The following is an 18347-nucleotide window of genomic DNA, read 5'->3' as shown; positions in this document are numbered from 1 at the left end:
GTTAATTAGTGTTGGTTACCTTTCCCATTAATTTGGTAACAGCCCAAATCAGCACCGGGTAAAGTATATTCAGTAACTCCGTATATATTATCCTGTGGAACTGTCATTAAAGGAGCTAAATTTAAACCTGTATAACCTTTGCCGATTAATGGTGAACCAGATTGTAATCTAAAATTGAAATTAGCTACAGCACTAATATCTCTTAAATTTAAACCTGCAGGCAAAGGGAGAGGGAAATTAATGAATAATGGATTAAATTTTTGAACGGCATTTGTTCCATCATAAATTTGACCGAGTGTATAATTTGCCGGCAAATAGGTACTCGGATTTGGGATATCTGTTGGTTGTGGTTTTGTAATATATCCTGTAGGATAAAATTGATTTGCTAGAGAAACAGAATCAGCCCATTGATAGTTATATCCATAAAATAAATTAGCAGTATCTGCTGCAGGGGTATTAACAACTCTATATCCAAATTTGCAATTAATTGCAACATTGTTATAAAATTTTCCTCTGGCTCCTTCTTCATAATTAATATTTGCTCCACGGCCTGTTTGTATTTGTCTGTAGCCACAATCAACGAAAGTGTTATTATACATAACAATATTAGTTTGTGCTGCACCAGTAGGTTGACCTTTATTTGATGCTTTTTGACCATTTGTAGCCATTCCTATAAAAAAGTTATAGGCCATATCACCAACGGTACCTCCTTTACAATTAATACAGTCACCTCCGTTCAGTCCACCTTTTTCAAAGGTGTTTCTAAAAATAGCAATTTTACCATTAGAAATTCTAATGGGGTCATCAATGCCCCCGTATAACCAAGAGTCTTCCATTACAAAATAACCATTGGGATTTTGAAATAGAATAGAAAAATTTGTTCCTGCTTTTTGTCCCAACGAAGGCGCTAGCGTGGCTCCTAAAGCTGCGCCGGCAAACTCAACATGTGTCCATTTTAATGATAATAAAGTGCAAGAAGTATCACAATAAATACCTTTCCATAAACCTTTATAAGCTGGGTCATTAGCAGGGTCTACACCAGGTGAGTCAGTTTTAGTAACACCAGCAACAGTTATCCAGTTAGGTTGTGCTTGTGTACCCAAGCTAATCAATACACCACGCACAACTATGCCTGCTTGGTTGGTAACATTAATAGTAACACCGGGTTGTAGTATAACAGTATCACCTTTGTTAATAATTACATCACAACCAATAGTGTAAGTTTTACCTGTTAACATTGTTCCTTTTATCGATCCGCATAATGGTGCTGCATCGCTAATAGCCACAGCCGGGGGAGGAGTATATTTATAAATATTTGTGGTTTCTTCTGCCCATTTTTTGCAGCCTCCAAAAAGGATAACAAACATTGAAAATGATAGTATTCGTTTGGTTATATTTTTCATTTGATTCATTTTTATTTCAATTGAATGAGGTTTAGAACTTAAATCTTAACCCAGTTAAGAATGACATATAATACATGTCTTTTTGTACTAGAATCTTGTTGCTATTGTCTTGATCAGGTAATGCATTGTTCCCTTTTATGTAGTTATTGGGTTGCTTAATGTATACCTTAGGAATTGCATTTGTTAAGTTGTTAACTTTTGCATAGAAAGAAAATCTTTTTATTATTCTCTGTTCAATTGAAAAATCGAGCTGGCTATAAGGTTGTTGCCAATAATCTAAATTAGCATACGGAGATACTTGCGCAATGCGTTCCCCTGTGTATACGTAGGCAAGTTGTACATCTAAACCAATTTTTGGGTTCTTATACAATAAAGAAAGATTTCCAATGTTATCGGCTTGTCCCTGTAGCGGCCTTGTTTGCGATACTAGTTTTGTAGAAATTTGTCCTGTGGAAGGATCTCTGTAATAGTAATTTTTGTCAGTAGTTACTTGTGAATGCGTATAGGTATAATTTGCCGAAATACCAAACATGCCTATGTATTTTGTGTAAACCAATTCAATTCCGTAATTGGTAGCTTTATTAGTATTCTGTGGCTGAATAAATTGTGCTGAAGGACCTCCGTTTCTTACCACAAAATTTTCTATAGGATTTTGTAATTCTTTATAAAAAGCACCAACTAGAAACTGGTCAGCACCTCCGGGAAATAATTCATATCTCAAATCTAAATTATCAGCGCGTACATGTTTTAAATATGGGTTACCAATTTCATTAAAATACTCACCCGGAATTAAGTAAGGTGTAATTTCATAAAATCCAGGTCGGCTAATTGATTTAAAGTAGGAAAGCCTTAAGTTTTCTTTGGCTGATAAAGCATATTTAAAATGAATACTTGGTAAAACATCCGTATACTTTATAGTGCCTTGTTTAGCGTTAAAAGTTGCAGGCATTACCGTTGTATAATCTTGTTGCGTGTTTTCAACTCTTACACCACCTAGTACTTGCAACTTTTCAATAGGGTTGAATTTGGCTTGTAGATAACCAGCACCAATTTTTTCATGTGCAGTATAATTATTTGGAGTTAATGCAGAGTTTATGCCTTTTGCATTATCCGGTATTTTAAAATTATAATTTGCAGATGCAATATCAGTAAATATTTGTGGGGCACCATTTACCAATACTGGATTTAATATGTAATCATTGTAGTAATTGTCTCTGGTTTTGTAACGATAAAGTCCTCCAAAGGCAAATTCAATATCTTTAATAATGTGTTTATTATAAGTTGCATTTAAGTATCCTGCCAAATCTTGATCAGAATTCCTTTGCCAAATACTTTCCATTGTTTGTGTAATTGAAGGTGATACAGTAACTACGCCTGAATTTAAATCGGTAGTAACTGCATGGTCAACTTTATATTCAGTCATGTCGGGCAATGCTTGTTTAGCTATTGAATAAACTGCACTCCAATTTAATTTTAGTTGATCATTTATTGTATGATCACCCTGTAGCGTGGCATTATAAATACTCTGTTTTTGCCATCTGCTTCGGTTGTAAATAGATACATTACCTGATCCGGGACCCGTTCTTTGAATGGCTAAAACCGAATCAACAGTGTATCTTGTTTGGTATTCGTTTTGGTTTACATATAAATTGTATAATGAAATTTTATTACGGTTATTAAATACATAATCTATTTTATTATGCAGTCCAATTCTATTTGTTTGAACAGAATATCTTCTAAGTAAAATATCCGTAAAAACCGGAACATTACCCGGATCAGGTTGTGCATTAGGTATAAAAAAGTCTGAGTTAGAACCTCTGTAAAAATTTTGATAACTAGCTGCAAAAACAATGCCTAAACGCTGATTTAAAAATCTATTACCAACAGTTAAACCTAAAGTCCCATTAATTGGGTTGTTTTTATCATGGTATTCTATATTGCTTCTTGGAAAATCATTTTGTGTTGCTGCGTAATTGTTCCCATAAATTTCTGCAGGTGATTTTAAGTTAATGCCACTATGATCAAATGCACTAAAAGGTCTATTCGAGAATAAAGTGGAATATCCTACAGCACTATTCACATTTAATAAAAAATGGTTTGGTGCATTTTTCATTACCAGGTTCAATGTACCTCCAATTGCATCACCCTCCATATTAGGTGTTAATGTTTTAATAACCTCTAAACGTTCTAACATATCCGATGGAAATATGTCCATTGGAACAAAGCGATATTTATCATCCGGGCTAGGAATTTTAATGCCATTCACTAAAACGTTATTGTAACGTTGATCTATGCCTCTAATAATAGCATATCTTCCTTCACCACTGCTATTGCGTTGTATGGTAACACCACTAACACGTTGTAATGCATTTGCAACTGTAACGTCTGGCAATAATTCAATTGTTTTTTCTGAAAGTATATTTTGAACATAATCAGCGTTTTTTTCCAGGCTTCTTGTATATTTATCAGTATTATGGCCTGCACCAGAAACAACTACAACTTCTTTTAAATTGGTATTTTTTTGATTAAGATTAAAAGTGTAGGTAGCAATATCTCTCTCATTTTTTAAGTTAATCTTTACCTCTTTTACACTTTCATAACCAACGTATTTAATTTTTAATTCGTATTTGCCTACAGGCATTTTTCTAAATGCAAATGAACCATCTAAGTTTACAGCAGTCGTAAATTTTTGTTCTCCTTTCTCAAGTGTTACGGTTGCTCCAATTAAAGGTTCCCCTGTTGTTGCATCGAAAACTTTGCCTTTAATTTCGCCGGCCATTGCTAGGCCAATACAAAAAATATGTAATACTAAAAGCAGTAAAACTTTTTTAACTAAATTAGGTTGCATGTAGTTTTGATTTTGTGCAAAACTAATCGTGCTAAAATTTTGATTTATCCGTTTAAACCAACTTAATAATTATATTATATTTTGATAATAATTTGATAACATAAAGTGAATTTTTTTAACTTTTCTATCATGTCATTCATATGCTTTTTAACTTTAACTAAAGGCACCCAAATACAGGCCTTAATGTAATCAAAGCCATTCACCTTCAATTTTGTACCTTTGCGCCACTTATTTGTAAAAAACTAAAAGTAGTAGGGTATTTATCAATGAATTATCAAACGGAAATTGAACGTAGAAAAACATTTGCCATTATATCGCACCCCGATGCCGGTAAAACTACCTTAACTGAAAAATTATTGTTGTTTGGTGGAGCTATTCAAACTGCAGGAGCTGTAAAAAGCAACAAAATTAAAAAGCATGCCACCAGCGATTTTATGGAAATTGAAAAGCAAAGAGGTATTTCGGTGGCAACCAGTGTAATGACTTTTGAATACAATGGCTTTTTAATTAATTTATTAGATACTCCAGGCCACAAAGATTTTGCTGAAGATACCTATCGTACATTAACAGCAGTAGATAGTGTTGTATTAGTGGTTGATAGCGTAAATGGGGTAGAAGAGCAAACCAGGCGGTTGATGGAAGTGTGTCGTATGCGTGATACACCGGTAATTGTGTTTATTAATAAAATGGATCGTGATGGTAAAAACCGCTTTGATTTGTTAGAGGAAATTGAAAAAGAATTGAACATATCCCTTCATCCTATGACCTGGCCCATTAATAGTGGTAAGGATTTTAAAGGGGTTTATAACTTGGTTGAAAAAAATCTTTTGCTATTTACTGCCGGTACAAAAGCAGATGATGAGGATGCGATTCATTTGAGTGATCTAGGAGATGAATTTATTGACATGAAAATTGGTGAACGAGATGCCAACCAATTACGCGAAGATGTTGAATTAATAGAAGCCGTACATGGTGATTTAAATGTTGCCGATTATTTAACAGGAAAAGTAGCTCCCGTATTTTTTGGTAGTGCTGTAAACAACTTTGGTGTACAAGAAATGTTGAATACTTTTATTCAAATAGCTCCCACGCCAAAGCAAAGAGAAACCTCTTCCGGTGCAATAGCGCCTAACGATGATAAATTTAGTGGCTTTGTATTTAAAATTCATGCCAATTTAGACCCAAGACATAGGGATAGAATTGCTTTTTTACGGGTTTGTAGTGGCAAGTTTGAACGCAATAAATATTACCATCATGTACGATTGGATAAGGATATTCGTTTTAGCAATCCTTATTCATTTTTGGCACGAAGTAAAGATGTAATTGAAGATGCCTATCCGGGTGATGTAGTGGGTTTATTTGATACCGGCAATTTTAAAATTGGAGATACACTTACTGAAGGGGATAATTTTTATTTTTTAGGCATTCCTACTTTTTCGCCGGAAATATTTAAAGAATTGGTGAATAAAGACCCCATGAAGGCCAAGCAATTGGAAAAAGGTATTCAGCAATTAACCGATGAAGGTGTGGCTCAATTGTTTACACAATTTGGTGGTTCTAAAAAAATTATTGGTTGTGTTGGCGATTTGCAATTTGAAGTAATACAATATCGCTTATTACAAGAATATGGTGCTTCGGTTGAGTTTAGGCCTTTACCCTTTTATAAAGCCTGCTGGTTAACGAGCAAGGATAGTAAAAAGTTAGAAGATTTTTTGCGCTTTAAACAACAAAATACTGCAGAAGATAAAGATGGTCAGCCGGTGTATCTGGCACAAAGTGAATGGTTCTTAAACACAGAAATCACAAACAATCCTGATATTACTTTTCACTTTACAAGTGAAGTGCATAAATAACGTGGCATACCGTTCGTACAAAATTTAATTTATGGAACACAGTGAAATATTTGATGTTATTATAATTGGTGGTGGTCCTATTGGTTTAGCTTGTGCTATTGAGGCTAAAAAGAAACAGTTAAATTATTTAATTTTAGAAAAGGGATGTTTGGTGAATTCATTATACCATTACCCTATGAATATGACCTTCTTTTCTACCTCAGATAGGCTTGAAATTGGCGATATTCCCTTTGTTAGTATTGCTGCGAAACCTACACGTAATGAGGCTTTAGAATATTATAGACGTGTTACTTTAAAAGAACAATTACACATTCATTTGTTCGAAGAAGTTACAGCGGTTACTAAAACAATGCAACTGCCTTTGTGTTTTAAAGTTAGTACAATTAAGCAACAATACTATGCTCACAACATTATAGTTGCAACCGGTTTTTACGATATTCCTTTATTATTGAATGTGCCGGGTGAAGATTTACCCAAGGTTACACATTATTATAAGGACCCACATTTTTATGCTTTTCAGGATGTTGTGGTAGTGGGTGCTAATAATTCTGCCGTAGACGCGGCATTGGAAACCTGGCGTAAAGGTGCTAACGTTACCATGGTGGTTCGCGAAAGCCAAATTGGTGAAAGGGTAAAATATTGGGTACGGCCCGATATTATAAACCGCATTGAGAAAGGTTCCATAAAAGCTTATTTCAATTCTGTTATTACTACAATTGAGCCCCATCATGTACACATACAAACACCTGGCGGGAACATTACTATTCCCAACCAATGGGTAATTGCTGCTACTGGCTACCAGCCCAACTTTTCTTTTTTGCGCAATTTAGGAATTGAATTGTCGGACGATGGTGTGCAAAAACCCACTTATGATGAAGCTACGCATGAAACCAATGTTGCCGGCATTTATTTGGCCGGTGTGGTTTGCGGAGGTTATAACACCCATCGTTTATTTATTGAAAACTCAAGAGAGCATGCCGTAAAAATTTTGCAGCATATTGCTGAAAAAAAGGTATTGTAATTTTTAAAAAAATCAGCTGCATAAGGTTCTGCAAGTACAAGTGTGCGACGCAACAGGCGATACCCAATGTTATGCAGCTGACTACATAAATACTATTCTGCTATTAATAAAATTAATTGAGTTTGGTTAAAGCATTTTTTATACGTTCCCAGGCTTTTTCAATGTTTTCCATACTGTTGGCAAATGAAAAACGAATGCAATTAGGTTCGCCAAAAGCATCGCCCATTACTGATGACACATGTGCTTCGTTTAAAATGAACATGCTTAAATCGCCTGAATTGGCTACGGTTTCGTTGCCGAATTTTTTGCCGTAGTAAGCACTAACATCGGGGAAAACGTAAAATGCACCTTGCGGTTCAAAGCATTTAAATCCGGGAATACTGTTTACCAATTGCATGGTTTTTTCACGGCGTCGTGCAAACTCGGCGGTCATGGCGCGGCTTGATGCTAAATCGCCGGTAAGTGCGGCAATGGCTGCACGTTGTGTGATGGAGCAAGTACCACTGGTGAATTGTCCTTGTAATTTTTCGCAGGCTTTTACAATATCTGTATTGGCTGCCATGTAACCTAAACGCCAGCCCGTCATAGCAAAACCTTTACTTAATCCGTTAATTACAACAACATGATCTTTAATGGAAGGGAATTGTGCTATGCTTTCGTGGTTGCCAATGAAATTAATATATTCATAAATTTCATCGGATAGAATGGTGATGCGTGGGTGCTTTTCAAATACTTTTACCAATGCAGCTAATTCTTCTTTGGTATATACTGCGCCTGATGGATTGCAGGGAGAGGAAAAAAGAAAAACACGGGTATTTGAGGTAATGGCTGCTTCTAATTGGGCGGGGGTAATTTTAAAATTTTGCTCAACAGTGGTATTAATTTCAACCACATGGCCACGGGCAATTTTTACCAGTTCGGAATAAGTTACCCAATAAGGTGTGGGAATAATTACTTCATCGCCTTCATCAACCAAAGCCAGAATAGCATTGGCCAGTGTTTGTTTGGCACCGGTTGAAACAATAATATTTTCTGGCTTATAATCTAAATTGTTATCGCGTTTTAATTTGGTGCAAACAGCTTCTTTTAAATCGGGATAACCAGATACGGGTGTGTAATGACTCCAGTTGTCATTAATAGCTTTAATTGCAGCCTCTTTAATATGTTGTGGGGTATCAAAATCGGGCTCGCCTAAACTTAAGTCAATAACGTCAATTCCTTTGGCTCTTAATTCCCGGCCTAATTTGGCCATTTTTAAAGTTTCCGGTTCGCTAAAACGATTTAATAGGGTAGATAAATTGGTGCTCATGATTCAATGGCTTTTTTAAACGGCACCAAATGTACTTAATTAATGAACAGGTTTATTAGATAAATTTCAGTAGATGCCGAAAAAAATAAATAATTTTTATTGATTTTGGTATTGAAGTATAAAATCTGATAAATTGGGTGGGTAGGGGCGTTTGCGATTTAATTCATATTCATATACAATTTTGCCAATGTTTTTCATGAAAGGATAACCTATAGTTTCATAATCATAATCATTGCTATTAAAAATGCCCTTTGAATTGCACAAAATAGTGGCACTTAGCATGAATTCAATGTTGTTTTTGGTGTCGATGATGTAAGCCACATCAGTTAAAAATCCGTATGCATCGCCCACTTTATTAAAAATTCTTATGTTAGAAGGAAGGCTGCCTTTTTCCGATCCAAACAATAAAAACTTACAATAAGCATCCCAATAATGAGCAGTATCGTAGTAAGGATAATTACTTTCATGCGGATAGGCACTCATCCAATGCAATAGAAATTGCCTATCGGCCTCAGTTATATCAAATCTTGAGGTGGATGGTACGGATTGTGGAAATAAAACAGATCGTAAAATATTGGTAAGATCTTGCAGGTATAAACGATTTTTTTGCGAGAAGTTGAAGGGTGCATTGATGAGTTGATGGTTTTGATAATATCCTTTACCTAAATATACTTGCAGGTTCGGCAATGGCCCATCGTTGTATTGTGCCGGTTGATGCCACAATAATTGACCGCTGGTATCATAAAAGCTACAGGCATTGGTGAGCCTATTTTGTTCATCTGTTAAATTTACTTCTAAACGATGCCTGATAAGTGCATTGGGATAGCCTTTTTGCTGCAACTGTTGTAGAAGGGTTTTTTGCCCTAAAAACTCGTACAATCTGTTAAATGCATCATTGTCGCTTACTAAAAAAATTTGTTTAATGTAGTTGGCAATAGTAGGCCTACTATCAATGGCAGTAGGTTGCGTAAATACAAAAGTTTGTTGAGTTGCGCTGCTATCAGTAATAAGCGTAGTATTAGCATTTACACCAGGTAAGTTAAGCTGGTGCAATTTTTCCAGCGCTAAAAAAGCTACGGGCATTTTAACCGTACTGGCCGGATAAAAGTAGCGGTTAGTGTCAACATTGAAATAATATTCCTCAAAGTGCGGAATATTATTTTTATCGCGATTAATTTGTGTGTAAATGATTTGTACATTCCAATTATTTCTGTTTTCTAAAATACTTCCAAATTCTGGTGAATGCTGTTGCATTAATGTTTCTAAAAAATTAATCGGAAGGTGGGTTTGTATCATTTTTTTGGGTGTATGGCAGGCAATTAATGCTATTGTTATAAAGAAAACTAAGATTTTTTGAAGCATAATCAAATATAAACATCTTGCAACATTCGTTACAAGTGGTTCGTAATTTTGTAGTATGAAAAATGAAATGCATGAAGCTATATCGGTATTCGATATATTTAAAATAGGTGTTGGTCCTTCCAGTTCTCATACTTTAGGGCCTTGGCGTGCTGCATTGCAATGCTTAAAAGATGTTGAACAGAAGAATGACATTAAGCAAGTAAAAAAAATGCAGGTTTTATTATATGGGTCTTTGGCCAAAACAGGCCATGGACATGGTACTGATATCGCAGTACTGATGGGGCTTTGCGGTGAAGACCCTGAAACGATTGATGTTAATACCATTATACCTAAAATTGAAACTATTAAAGCCAATAAAACATTGCTGTTGCATAGTAAAAAAGCCATTCCTTTTGAACCAAGTGCAGATATTGTTTTTTTAAAAAATGAAAGTCTGCCTTATCATCCTAATGGCATGACTTTTTTAATTACAATGGAAGATGGTAAAGAAATGGCATCTACTTATTATTCCATTGGCGGTGGTTTTATTGTTCAGGAAGGGGGTGCAGCAGCTGCTAATAACCAAACGGCTGTTGATTTGCCTTTTCCTATTGACACGGCGCAGGATTTACTAAGTTGGTGCATGAAGGGCTTAAGCATTAGTGATGTGGTAATGGAGAACGAATTGGCTTGGCGGAGTGAAGAAGCTACGCGTAAAGGCATTTTACATATTTGGGAAACAATGCGAGATTGTATCTACCGCGGATGTCATACCCAAGGTGAATTGCCGGGTGGCTTAAAAGTAAAACGTAGAGCTTTTGATTTGAATAAGAAGTTAATGAATGGAATGCCCGATGCGAATTACGATGATTGGTTACAAAAAATTAGGGCAGGGGGTAATGCATTTCAATACACGTTAGATTGGGTAAGTTGTTTTGCCTTAGCTGTTAATGAAGAAAACGCGGCTTTTGGACGAGTTGTTACTGCCCCCACCAATGGGGCTGCAGGAGTAATACCTGCCGTATTACAATACTTGGTATGTTTTTGCAATGGAAATGAACCCGATAAAATTATTCGCTTTTTATTAACCGCATCTGAAATAGGTTCTATATTTAAAAAAGGTGCCACTATATCTGCCGCTATGGGTGGATGTCAGGCTGAAATTGGCGTAAGCAGCGCTATGGCTGCGGGAGCACTTACCGAAAGTTTAGGCGGTAGCCAAAGGCAAGCTTTAATGGCTGCTGAAATAGCTATGGAACATCATTTAGGTTTAACCTGCGACCCAATTGGTGGATTGGTACAAATACCTTGTATAGAACGCAATACCATGGGAGCAATTAAAGCTATTACAGCTTCTCAATTGGCACTGCAAAGTGCACCCGATTTTGCAAAAGTTAGCCTTGACAAGGTTATTAAAACCATGTGGGATACTGCTTTAGATATGAACAGTAAATACAAAGAAACCTCCGACGGTGGTTTGGCAGTGCATGTGCCATTAAGCCTTAGTGAATGTTAAGCTATTTAGTTTTAATCTTGTCGGTTCATCCTATGAATGCTGATTAATTTAGTAATGGATTGGCCACTATTTCCTCATGGCTTAGTGAAGAGTAATCTCTAATTACATGGTACAAAGTATCGCGTTCAACCGGTTTGCGATGTACTTGTTTAATTAAAGTAACTAAATCGGCGGTGCTCATACTTGGGTTTTGTTCTTCACTGCCTGCCATTGAATAAATTTTGGTGGAATCATCAATGGTACCATCAATATCATTTACACCAAATTGCAAAGTAAGTTGAGCGTTCTTACGACCTAACATAGGCCAGTAGGCTTTTATATGCGGAAAATTATCTAAATACAAACGAGCAACTGCATACATTTTCAAATCTTCAACAACGGTTGATTCGGGTACATGGCTCATTTCATTGTCTTTGTTCCTGAACTTTAATGGAATGAAAGTGTTAAAGCCACCTGTTTCATCTTGCAGTTGGCGAAGACGTTCCATATGGTCAATTCTGTGCCAGTATTCTTCTATATGGCCATATAACATAGTGGCATTGCTGTGCATACCCAATTGGTGTGCAGCCTTATGAATTCGCAACCATCCTTCTGCATCAACTTTATCGGCACAAATTTGTTGGCGAATATCAGCATGAAAAATTTCAGCGCCACCACCTGGTAAAGAATCTAAACCTGCTTCATGTGCAATACGCATACCTTCTTCTGCTGAAACCTTCGCTTTTCTAAACATATAATCTAACTCAACCGGGGTAAATGCTTTAATATGAAGGTCGGGGCGATGTGTTTTAATGGCTTTTAATAAAGTAGTAAAAAACGCCAAATCCATTTTAGGATGAACCCCACCTACAATATGCACTTCTGTAACAGGTTTTCCATCGTAGCTTTTAACAATGTTTAGCATTTGGTCAATACTTAATTCCCAGCCTTCTTCACGGTGGGCATATAAGCGTGAATAGGCACAGAATTTACAACTAAATACACAAACATTAGTAGGTTCAATATGGAAATTCCTATTAAAATAAGTAGTGTCGCCATGCATTTGTTCGCGAACATAATTCGCCAATGCGCCTAAAAAAGGCAAGCTGCCTTTTTCAAACAATGCAACGCCTTCGTCAAAACTAATGCGTTGCCGATTGATGATTTTTTCTGCAATAGGTTGTAAAGTTTTATCGGCAGTTTGAATAAGAACTTGCAATGATTCCGATACTATAGTAGTAAACATGATTGCTTCTTTTTTTGATTTGCAAAACTACCATTATAAACGTTAGTATGAATAGATTGTTAAGTAATTGGCAAAAATTACTATCTTCCCTGCTTTATTTAATTGCTAACCTTGCTTGCCTAAATGGCTGCCTTATAGAAGAAGGTTTTGCTGTTGAAATGCAAGATGAAAAATCAAATGCAATGAATGTTAAGTTGAGATTAATAGTGCTTAGCTTTTTAGAATTCTTTATTTGGGGTTCCTGGTTAATAACTGTGGGTGCTTACTGGTTTCAAAACAAAGGATGGACCGGTGAAGATTTCGGGAAAATTTTTTCCACCATGGGTATTTCTGCCATTTTTATGCCTGCCATCATGGGTATTATTGCCGATAGATGGATTAATGCAGAAAGACTTCTTGGTTTGTGTCATTTAATTGGTGCCATCATTTTGTTTTATCTCCCTGCCATCAATAATCCTGATTCTTTTTTCTGGGTGTTGTTATTATACATGATTTTTTATATGCCCACACTGGCATTGGCTAATTCGGTTTCATACACCATTTTAATTAAAAATGGGAAGGATACCATTAAAGACTTTCCTCCCATCCGTGTATGGGGTACTATTGGGTTTATTGTTGCCATGTGGATAGTTAGTTTACTGCATATTGAAACTTCGGCCGACCAATTTTATGTTGCAGCTGTTGCTTCATTAATATTTGGTGTTTATGCATTTACCTTGCCCAAATGTGTACCTATGGCTAAAGCCGGCGAAAGAAAATCGTTGGGTGAAATGTTGGGACTGAAAGCTTTTAAATTATTTGGCCAATACAAAATGGCTTTGTTTTTCATATTTGCAATGTTGTTGGGCGCAGCACAGCAATTAACCAACGCCTATGGTGATACCTTTTTACACGATTTTGCTAAAATTGACGAATATAAAAACACCATTGCAGTAAAGTATCCTGCCATTATCATGTCTATTTCTCAAATTTCTGAAACCTTGTTTATTCTGGCTATTCCGTTCTTCTTAAGAAAATTTGGGATAAAAATTGTAATGCTGCTGAGCATGCTGGCCTGGGTATTTCGGTTTGGGTTATTTGCTTATGGAAATCCGGGTAATGGGTTGTGGATGATTATTCTATCGTGCATTGTTTATGGTATGGCATTCGACTTTTTTAATATAACGGGTTCCTTGTTTGTAGATACACAAATAAAACCCGATATACGTGCCAGTGCACAAGGTATTTTTATGATGATGACCAATGGTATAGGTGCTTTATTAGGCAGTAGAATTAGTGGGTATGCTATTTCCAAATTTTTTACACATTCGGATAATAGTTTGGATTGGTATGGAATATGGATATCATTTGCCAGTTATGCCATTATCATTGCAGTTTTGTTTCTTTTGTTATTCAGGCATCGGCATAGGCCTGAAGAAGTTGCACAATTTCATCATTAACATAATGAAAATGAAAGAGGCCATGCTTTAAAAAGATGGCCTCTTATTTTAACTTTAGAAGTTATAACTATTTGTGTGCTTCAATTTTCTTAACGAAATTGGCTTTAGGCTGTGCGCCCACCAATTTATCAACTACTTGACCGTTTTTAATAAAAAGAATAGCAGGAATACTGGTAATGCCATAGTTTAAACTTACTTGTGGATTGTGGTCAACATTTAATTTACCCACTTTTACTACGCCTTCATATTCTTTTGCTAGTTCTTCAACAACGGGACCTATAGCACGGCAAGGACCACACCATTCAGCCCAAAAATCAATCATAGTTAATTTATCACTTGCTAACACTTCTGTAGAGAAGTTTGCATCAGTAAATTCTAAAGCCATTTGTACAAGTTTATAAGGTTTAAAAATTAATTTATAAATATTGAACGCAAAATTAAATCCAAACTATTTATACCTGTCAAAACAGTTATACACGACTGTTAATTATGACTTTCGGATGACTTTAACAGCGACATTCAGTCTTTAACAGTACAATACTAAGGCAAATAGTCAGTTTAATAGTTAGTTTAATTTTGCAGGTGTACACTCACTTTTACTTCAGGATGGTTTTGTAAAAAATTAATTAACTCGTCATTCAATAATATGCCTGTTTCATTGTTATACAAGCTAATTTTTAAATTTTCATCATCATCCACAATATTAAATTTCAACAAAGTTTTGCCCGGGAAAGCTTTTACATTTTCATTTAAAAATTCAATCCATTCTTTTGTAATACTGGCAGGTTCTAAATTTAGTTCAAGTACCCTTGTATTTCTTTCTTTTAAAGTTTCTAACAAAAAAAGTTGATTAATTTTTAGCTCAAAATTCGTATCGTTTTTAAAACGTTGTCGGAAATTACCGGATAAGAATATTTTTCGACCCACTTCTAAGTAGTTTTGAAATTTTACATAATCTTCGCTCCACAAGGTAAACTCGGTTTTTCCTGTAAAATCTTCTAAAACAAAAGTGCCAAAGTTTTTACCGGTTTTGGTTACCCTATGTTGCACATCAACAATTAAGCCGGCTAGTCGTACCGTTAAGTTTGCTGCTTGTTTAATTAATGCGGTATCGTTTTTTATTTCATTGAATTCTGCTATTTCTAATAGGTTGTAGTGTTTCAATTCAAAACGATGATGATCTAATGGATGCCCACTCATAAACATTCCGGTTACTTCTTTTTCATAATTTAATTTTTCAGTGAGTGGCCATTCTTCACATTCTGCTAATTTGGGTAAAGGTATTTCCATAGCACTCGACATTTCGCCGAATAGGGTATTGCCATGCCCATTTTTAGCTTGTGTACTGGCCGCCCCATAATTAATTATCTTTTCCAGGTTGGTATATTTATCACCATCTCCTTTCGCAAAAAATTGTGCTCGGTTCATTTGAGGAAAGCAATCGAATGCACCGCTGTAGGCTAGGCTTTCAAGTGACTTTTTATTTACACTACGCTGATTTACCCGTTGAATAAAATGGAAAATATGTTTAAACTGTCCGTTTTTGTCTCTCTCTTCAATAATATTTTCAATGGCTGCTTCTCCAACGCCTTTTATGCCACCTAATCCAAAACGTATTTCCCCTTTTTTGTTTACAGCAAATCCTTTCAGCGATTCATTAATATCGGGTCCTAAAACTTTAATACCCATGCGCTTACATTCTTCCATAAAAAATGTAATTTTTTCTATGCTGCCTGCGTGATTCAAAACCGCTGCCATATACTCTGCAGGGTAATGTGCTTTGAGGTAAGCAGTTTGGTAAGCAACAAAAGCATAACAAGTACTATGAGATTTGTTGAAAGCATATTGCGCAAATGCCTCCCAGTCTGTCCACATTTTTTCTAAAGCTTCCAATGCGTGACCACGTGCTTTTCCACCTTCAATAAATTGTGCTTTCATTTTATCAAGCACACTTTTTTGTTTTTTACCCATGGCCTTTCGCAATACATCTGCATCACCTTTACTAAATCCTGCCAAGCTTTGGCTAAGCAGCATTACTTGCTCTTGGTAAACAGTAATGCCATAAGTGTCATCTAAATATTGTGCAGCCTCTGGAATGTCGTACACCACTTCTTCACGCCCTTGCTTTCGGGCTATGTAGCTAGGTATATAAGCTATAGGTCCCGGGCGATACAAAGCATTCATGGCAATTAAATCATCAAACTTATCGGGCTTTAATTCGCGTAAATACTTTTGCATACCTACACTTTCAAATTGGAAAGTGCCATTTGTTTCGCCGCGTTGATATAGTTGAAAAGTTTTTTCATCATCCAAAGGAATATTATCTAAATCAATAGTGATTTGATGATTTTTTTTAATCAATTCCAATGCGGTTTTTAGTATTGAAAGGGTTTTTAAACCCAAAAAGTCCATTTTAATTACGCCAGCTTCTTCAATACTGCTACCTTCAATTTGGGTTACCCAAAGGTTAGAATCTTTGGCAGTGGCCACCGGAATTAATTCCGTTAAATCTTTAGGAGCAATGATGATGCCTGCTGCGTGTATGCCGGTATTTCTAATACTACCTTCCAGTTTATCGGCTTCTTTTAATATTTGGGCTTTAATATCATTCCCTGCGTAAATTTCTCTTAGTTTTTTTATGTTTTCAATGTCTTCGGGTGTATATCCTTCTTTTTCTTCTAACGATTTTTCACCTTCTTTAGCGGTAATGGGCGCATGTAAAACACGTTTCAATTCGGTGCCGGGTTTATCGGGCACTAGTTTGGCCAGCATATTGGCTTCTGCCAATGGTAAATCCATTACACGGGCCACATCTTTAATGCTGCTTTTGGCAGCCATTGTGCCATAGGTAATAATTTGTGCTACCTGATTTTTACCATATTTTTCAACCACATAATCTATCACTTTTTGTCTGCCATCGTCATCAAAATCGGTATCAATATCAGGCATTGATTTTCGATCGGGATTTAAAAAGCGCTCAAATAGCAAGTTGTATTTAATAGGGTCAATATTCGTAATGCCTATACAGTAGGCCACTACTGAACCCGCTGCTGAACCACGACCAGGGCCCACAAACACACCTAAGTTCCTTCCGGCTTTAATAAAATCGCTTACAATTAAAAAGTAGCCTGCAAACCCCATTGTTTTAATGGTGAATAATTCAAAATCAATTCGCTCTTGTGTAGCAGTATTAATTTCCCCATAGCGTTCTTTAGCACCCTCATAGGTTAAATGTTTAAGGTATTCCCATTGGTTTAGGTTATCGTCAGCATGTATTTTAAATGCAGGTGGAATAGGGAATGCGGGCAATAAAATATCTTTTTTTAAATTTAATACCTCCACTTTGTCAACAATGGCATTGGTATTGTCAATGGCTTGAGGCACATCTGCAAATAGGTTGACCATTTCATCGGGTGATTTAAAATAAAATTGGTCGTTTGGAAATTTAAAACGGCGGTTCCTGATTTGTGCATCATCGTTAATAAAGTCATCAAAGCCCGGCGTTGATTGCTTTTCTCCGGTATTAACACATAGTAAAATGTCGTGTGCATTATAATCGTCTCTTTCTGTGTAATGGCTATCATTGGTAGCAATTACTGGAACACCATATTTTTTTGAGAACTGCAACAAGGTTTGGTTAATAATTTCTTGCTCTTTTATGTTGTGCCTTTGCAGCTCAATATAGTAATCATCGCCAAAAATATCTAACCACCATTTAAATTCTTGTTCCGCTTTTTCCATATCACCTTTTAAAATGGTTTGCGGCACATAAGCACCTATACAACAAGTTGTGGCAATTAATCCCTCATGGTATTGCAGAATAAGTTCTTTATCAATTCTGGGATATTTACTGTACATACCCTCAATAAAACCCAATGAAGTAAGTTTTATCAAATTTTGATAGCCCTGCTTGTTTTTGGCTAATAATACTTGATGGAAGCGATGATCTTTTTGGTCTTTGGTAAAGTTTTTAATATGTCTGTTTTCAACAACATAAAATTCGCAGCCTACAATAGGTTTAATAACGGGCTCAACAATATCTTTTCCATTGGCATCTTTTCCCACCACTTTGGTATTTTTCCATGCCTGATTTACAAAATCGAAAACACCAAACATATTGCCGTGGTCTGTTAAAGCCACCGCCGGCATTTGGTGGGCAGCTGCTTTTTTATATAATGATTGAATAGAAGCTGCACCATCTAACAAAGAATATTGAGAGTGAACATGTAAATGCGAAAATTGAGGCATGATTATTGAATTTTACAATCGAAAATTCAAAATTACTGAATAAACCAGGCCCTTGTATGTAAAAAAATTATCCACATTCCATTGTTCATAAATGTTATTCATAAAAAATTGTGCAGGTTTTGGATGCATATAAAAGGGTTATTT

Annotated in this window: 11 protein-coding genes; 4 read left to right on the top strand and 7 right to left on the bottom strand. The window is 35.9% G+C overall.

The features are described 5' to 3' along the window. Positions 1–5: 5 nt before the first annotated feature. Together ACP5P5_RS04790 and ACP5P5_RS04785 are read right to left on the bottom strand one after the other, a co-directional pair. Positions 6–1403: a hypothetical protein gene (locus ACP5P5_RS04790; protein ID WP_428284968.1), complete on the bottom strand. Its 1398-nt coding sequence runs from the start codon at positions 1401–1403 to the stop codon at positions 6–8. Positions 1404–1434: 31 nt separating this feature from the next. After that, on the bottom strand, positions 1435–4251 hold the full coding sequence (locus ACP5P5_RS04785; protein WP_428284967.1) for a TonB-dependent receptor domain-containing protein: 2817 nt from the start codon (positions 4249–4251) through the stop codon (positions 1435–1437). Positions 4252–4517: 266 nt separating this feature from the next. On the opposite strand from ACP5P5_RS04785, the gene ACP5P5_RS04780 reads away from it, so the two are divergent. Both ACP5P5_RS04780 and ACP5P5_RS04775 read left to right on the top strand, forming a co-directional pair. Then, on the top strand, positions 4518–6104 hold the full coding sequence (locus ACP5P5_RS04780) for a peptide chain release factor 3 (RefSeq protein WP_428284966.1): 1587 nt from the start codon (positions 4518–4520) through the stop codon (positions 6102–6104). Between the two features lie 31 nt (positions 6105–6135). After that, complete coding sequence (locus ACP5P5_RS04775) at positions 6136–7125, top strand: YpdA family putative bacillithiol disulfide reductase (protein WP_428284965.1); 990 nt, start codon at positions 6136–6138, stop codon at positions 7123–7125. A 112-nt stretch (positions 7126–7237) separates the two neighbouring features. Here the strand turns inward: ACP5P5_RS04775 and ACP5P5_RS04770 are convergent, their stop codons facing one another. Together ACP5P5_RS04770 and ACP5P5_RS04765 are read right to left on the bottom strand one after the other, a co-directional pair. Further along, positions 7238–8434 carry a pyridoxal phosphate-dependent aminotransferase gene (locus ACP5P5_RS04770; protein ID WP_428284964.1) on the bottom strand — a complete coding sequence of 399 codons (1197 nt, stop codon included), beginning with the start codon at positions 8432–8434 and terminating at the stop codon, positions 7238–7240. 96 nt (positions 8435–8530) lie between these two features. Then, positions 8531–9796, bottom strand: a complete 1266-nt coding sequence (locus ACP5P5_RS04765; protein WP_428284963.1) for a serine hydrolase — start codon at positions 9794–9796, stop codon at positions 8531–8533. A gap of 55 nt (positions 9797–9851) precedes the next feature. Here ACP5P5_RS04765 and ACP5P5_RS04760 point away from each other — a divergent pair, with 55 nt between their 5' ends. Beyond that, on the top strand, positions 9852–11291 hold the full coding sequence (locus ACP5P5_RS04760; protein WP_428284962.1) for an L-serine ammonia-lyase: 1440 nt from the start codon (positions 9852–9854) through the stop codon (positions 11289–11291). Between the two features lie 43 nt (positions 11292–11334). Here ACP5P5_RS04760 and mqnE read toward each other — a convergent pair whose 3' ends face one another. Further along, positions 11335–12516 carry an aminofutalosine synthase MqnE gene (gene mqnE / locus ACP5P5_RS04755; protein ID WP_428284961.1) on the bottom strand — a complete coding sequence of 394 codons (1182 nt, stop codon included), beginning with the start codon at positions 12514–12516 and terminating at the stop codon, positions 11335–11337. Positions 12517–12563: 47 nt separating this feature from the next. Between mqnE and ACP5P5_RS04750 the strand changes: the two genes are divergently transcribed. Then, positions 12564–13955, top strand: a complete 1392-nt coding sequence (locus ACP5P5_RS04750; RefSeq protein ID WP_428284960.1) for a nucleoside permease — start codon at positions 12564–12566, stop codon at positions 13953–13955. A 67-nt stretch (positions 13956–14022) separates the two neighbouring features. On the opposite strand, the gene trxA is transcribed toward ACP5P5_RS04750, so the two are convergent. Together trxA and dnaE are read right to left on the bottom strand one after the other, a co-directional pair. After that, entirely contained in the window at positions 14023–14340 is a 318-nt protein-coding gene (gene trxA, locus ACP5P5_RS04745; protein ID WP_111293150.1) for a thioredoxin, read from the bottom strand. 185 nt (positions 14341–14525) lie between these two features. Beyond that, positions 14526–18203, bottom strand: a complete 3678-nt coding sequence (gene dnaE, locus ACP5P5_RS04740; RefSeq protein WP_428284959.1) for a DNA polymerase III subunit alpha — start codon at positions 18201–18203, stop codon at positions 14526–14528. Positions 18204–18347: the final 144 nt, after the last annotated feature.

The organism is Hydrotalea sp., assembly GCF_049968455.1.
Lineage (GTDB): Bacteria > Bacteroidota > Bacteroidia > Chitinophagales > Chitinophagaceae > Hydrotalea.
Note: the sequence above shows the minus strand (reverse complement) of the source record. Positions and strands in the feature narration are given on the sequence as shown.

Coding starts and splice junctions, on each gene's coding strand:
- ACP5P5_RS04790 (WP_428284968.1), bottom strand. CDS start 1,403: ATGAAAAATATAACCAAACGAATACTATCATTTTCAATGTTTGTTATC.
- ACP5P5_RS04785 (WP_428284967.1), bottom strand. CDS start 4,251: ATGCAACCTAATTTAGTTAAAAAAGTTTTACTGCTTTTAGTATTACAT.
- ACP5P5_RS04780 (WP_428284966.1), top strand. CDS start 4,518: ATGAATTATCAAACGGAAATTGAACGTAGAAAAACATTTGCCATTATA.
- ACP5P5_RS04775 (WP_428284965.1), top strand. CDS start 6,136: ATGGAACACAGTGAAATATTTGATGTTATTATAATTGGTGGTGGTCCT.
- ACP5P5_RS04770 (WP_428284964.1), bottom strand. CDS start 8,434: ATGAGCACCAATTTATCTACCCTATTAAATCGTTTTAGCGAACCGGAA.
- ACP5P5_RS04765 (WP_428284963.1), bottom strand. CDS start 9,796: ATGCTTCAAAAAATCTTAGTTTTCTTTATAACAATAGCATTAATTGCC.
- ACP5P5_RS04760 (WP_428284962.1), top strand. CDS start 9,852: ATGAAAAATGAAATGCATGAAGCTATATCGGTATTCGATATATTTAAA.
- mqnE (WP_428284961.1), bottom strand. CDS start 12,516: ATGTTTACTACTATAGTATCGGAATCATTGCAAGTTCTTATTCAAACT.
- ACP5P5_RS04750 (WP_428284960.1), top strand. CDS start 12,564: ATGAATAGATTGTTAAGTAATTGGCAAAAATTACTATCTTCCCTGCTT.
- trxA (WP_111293150.1), bottom strand. CDS start 14,340: ATGGCTTTAGAATTTACTGATGCAAACTTCTCTACAGAAGTGTTAGCA.
- dnaE (WP_428284959.1), bottom strand. CDS start 18,203: ATGCCTCAATTTTCGCATTTACATGTTCACTCTCAATATTCTTTGTTA.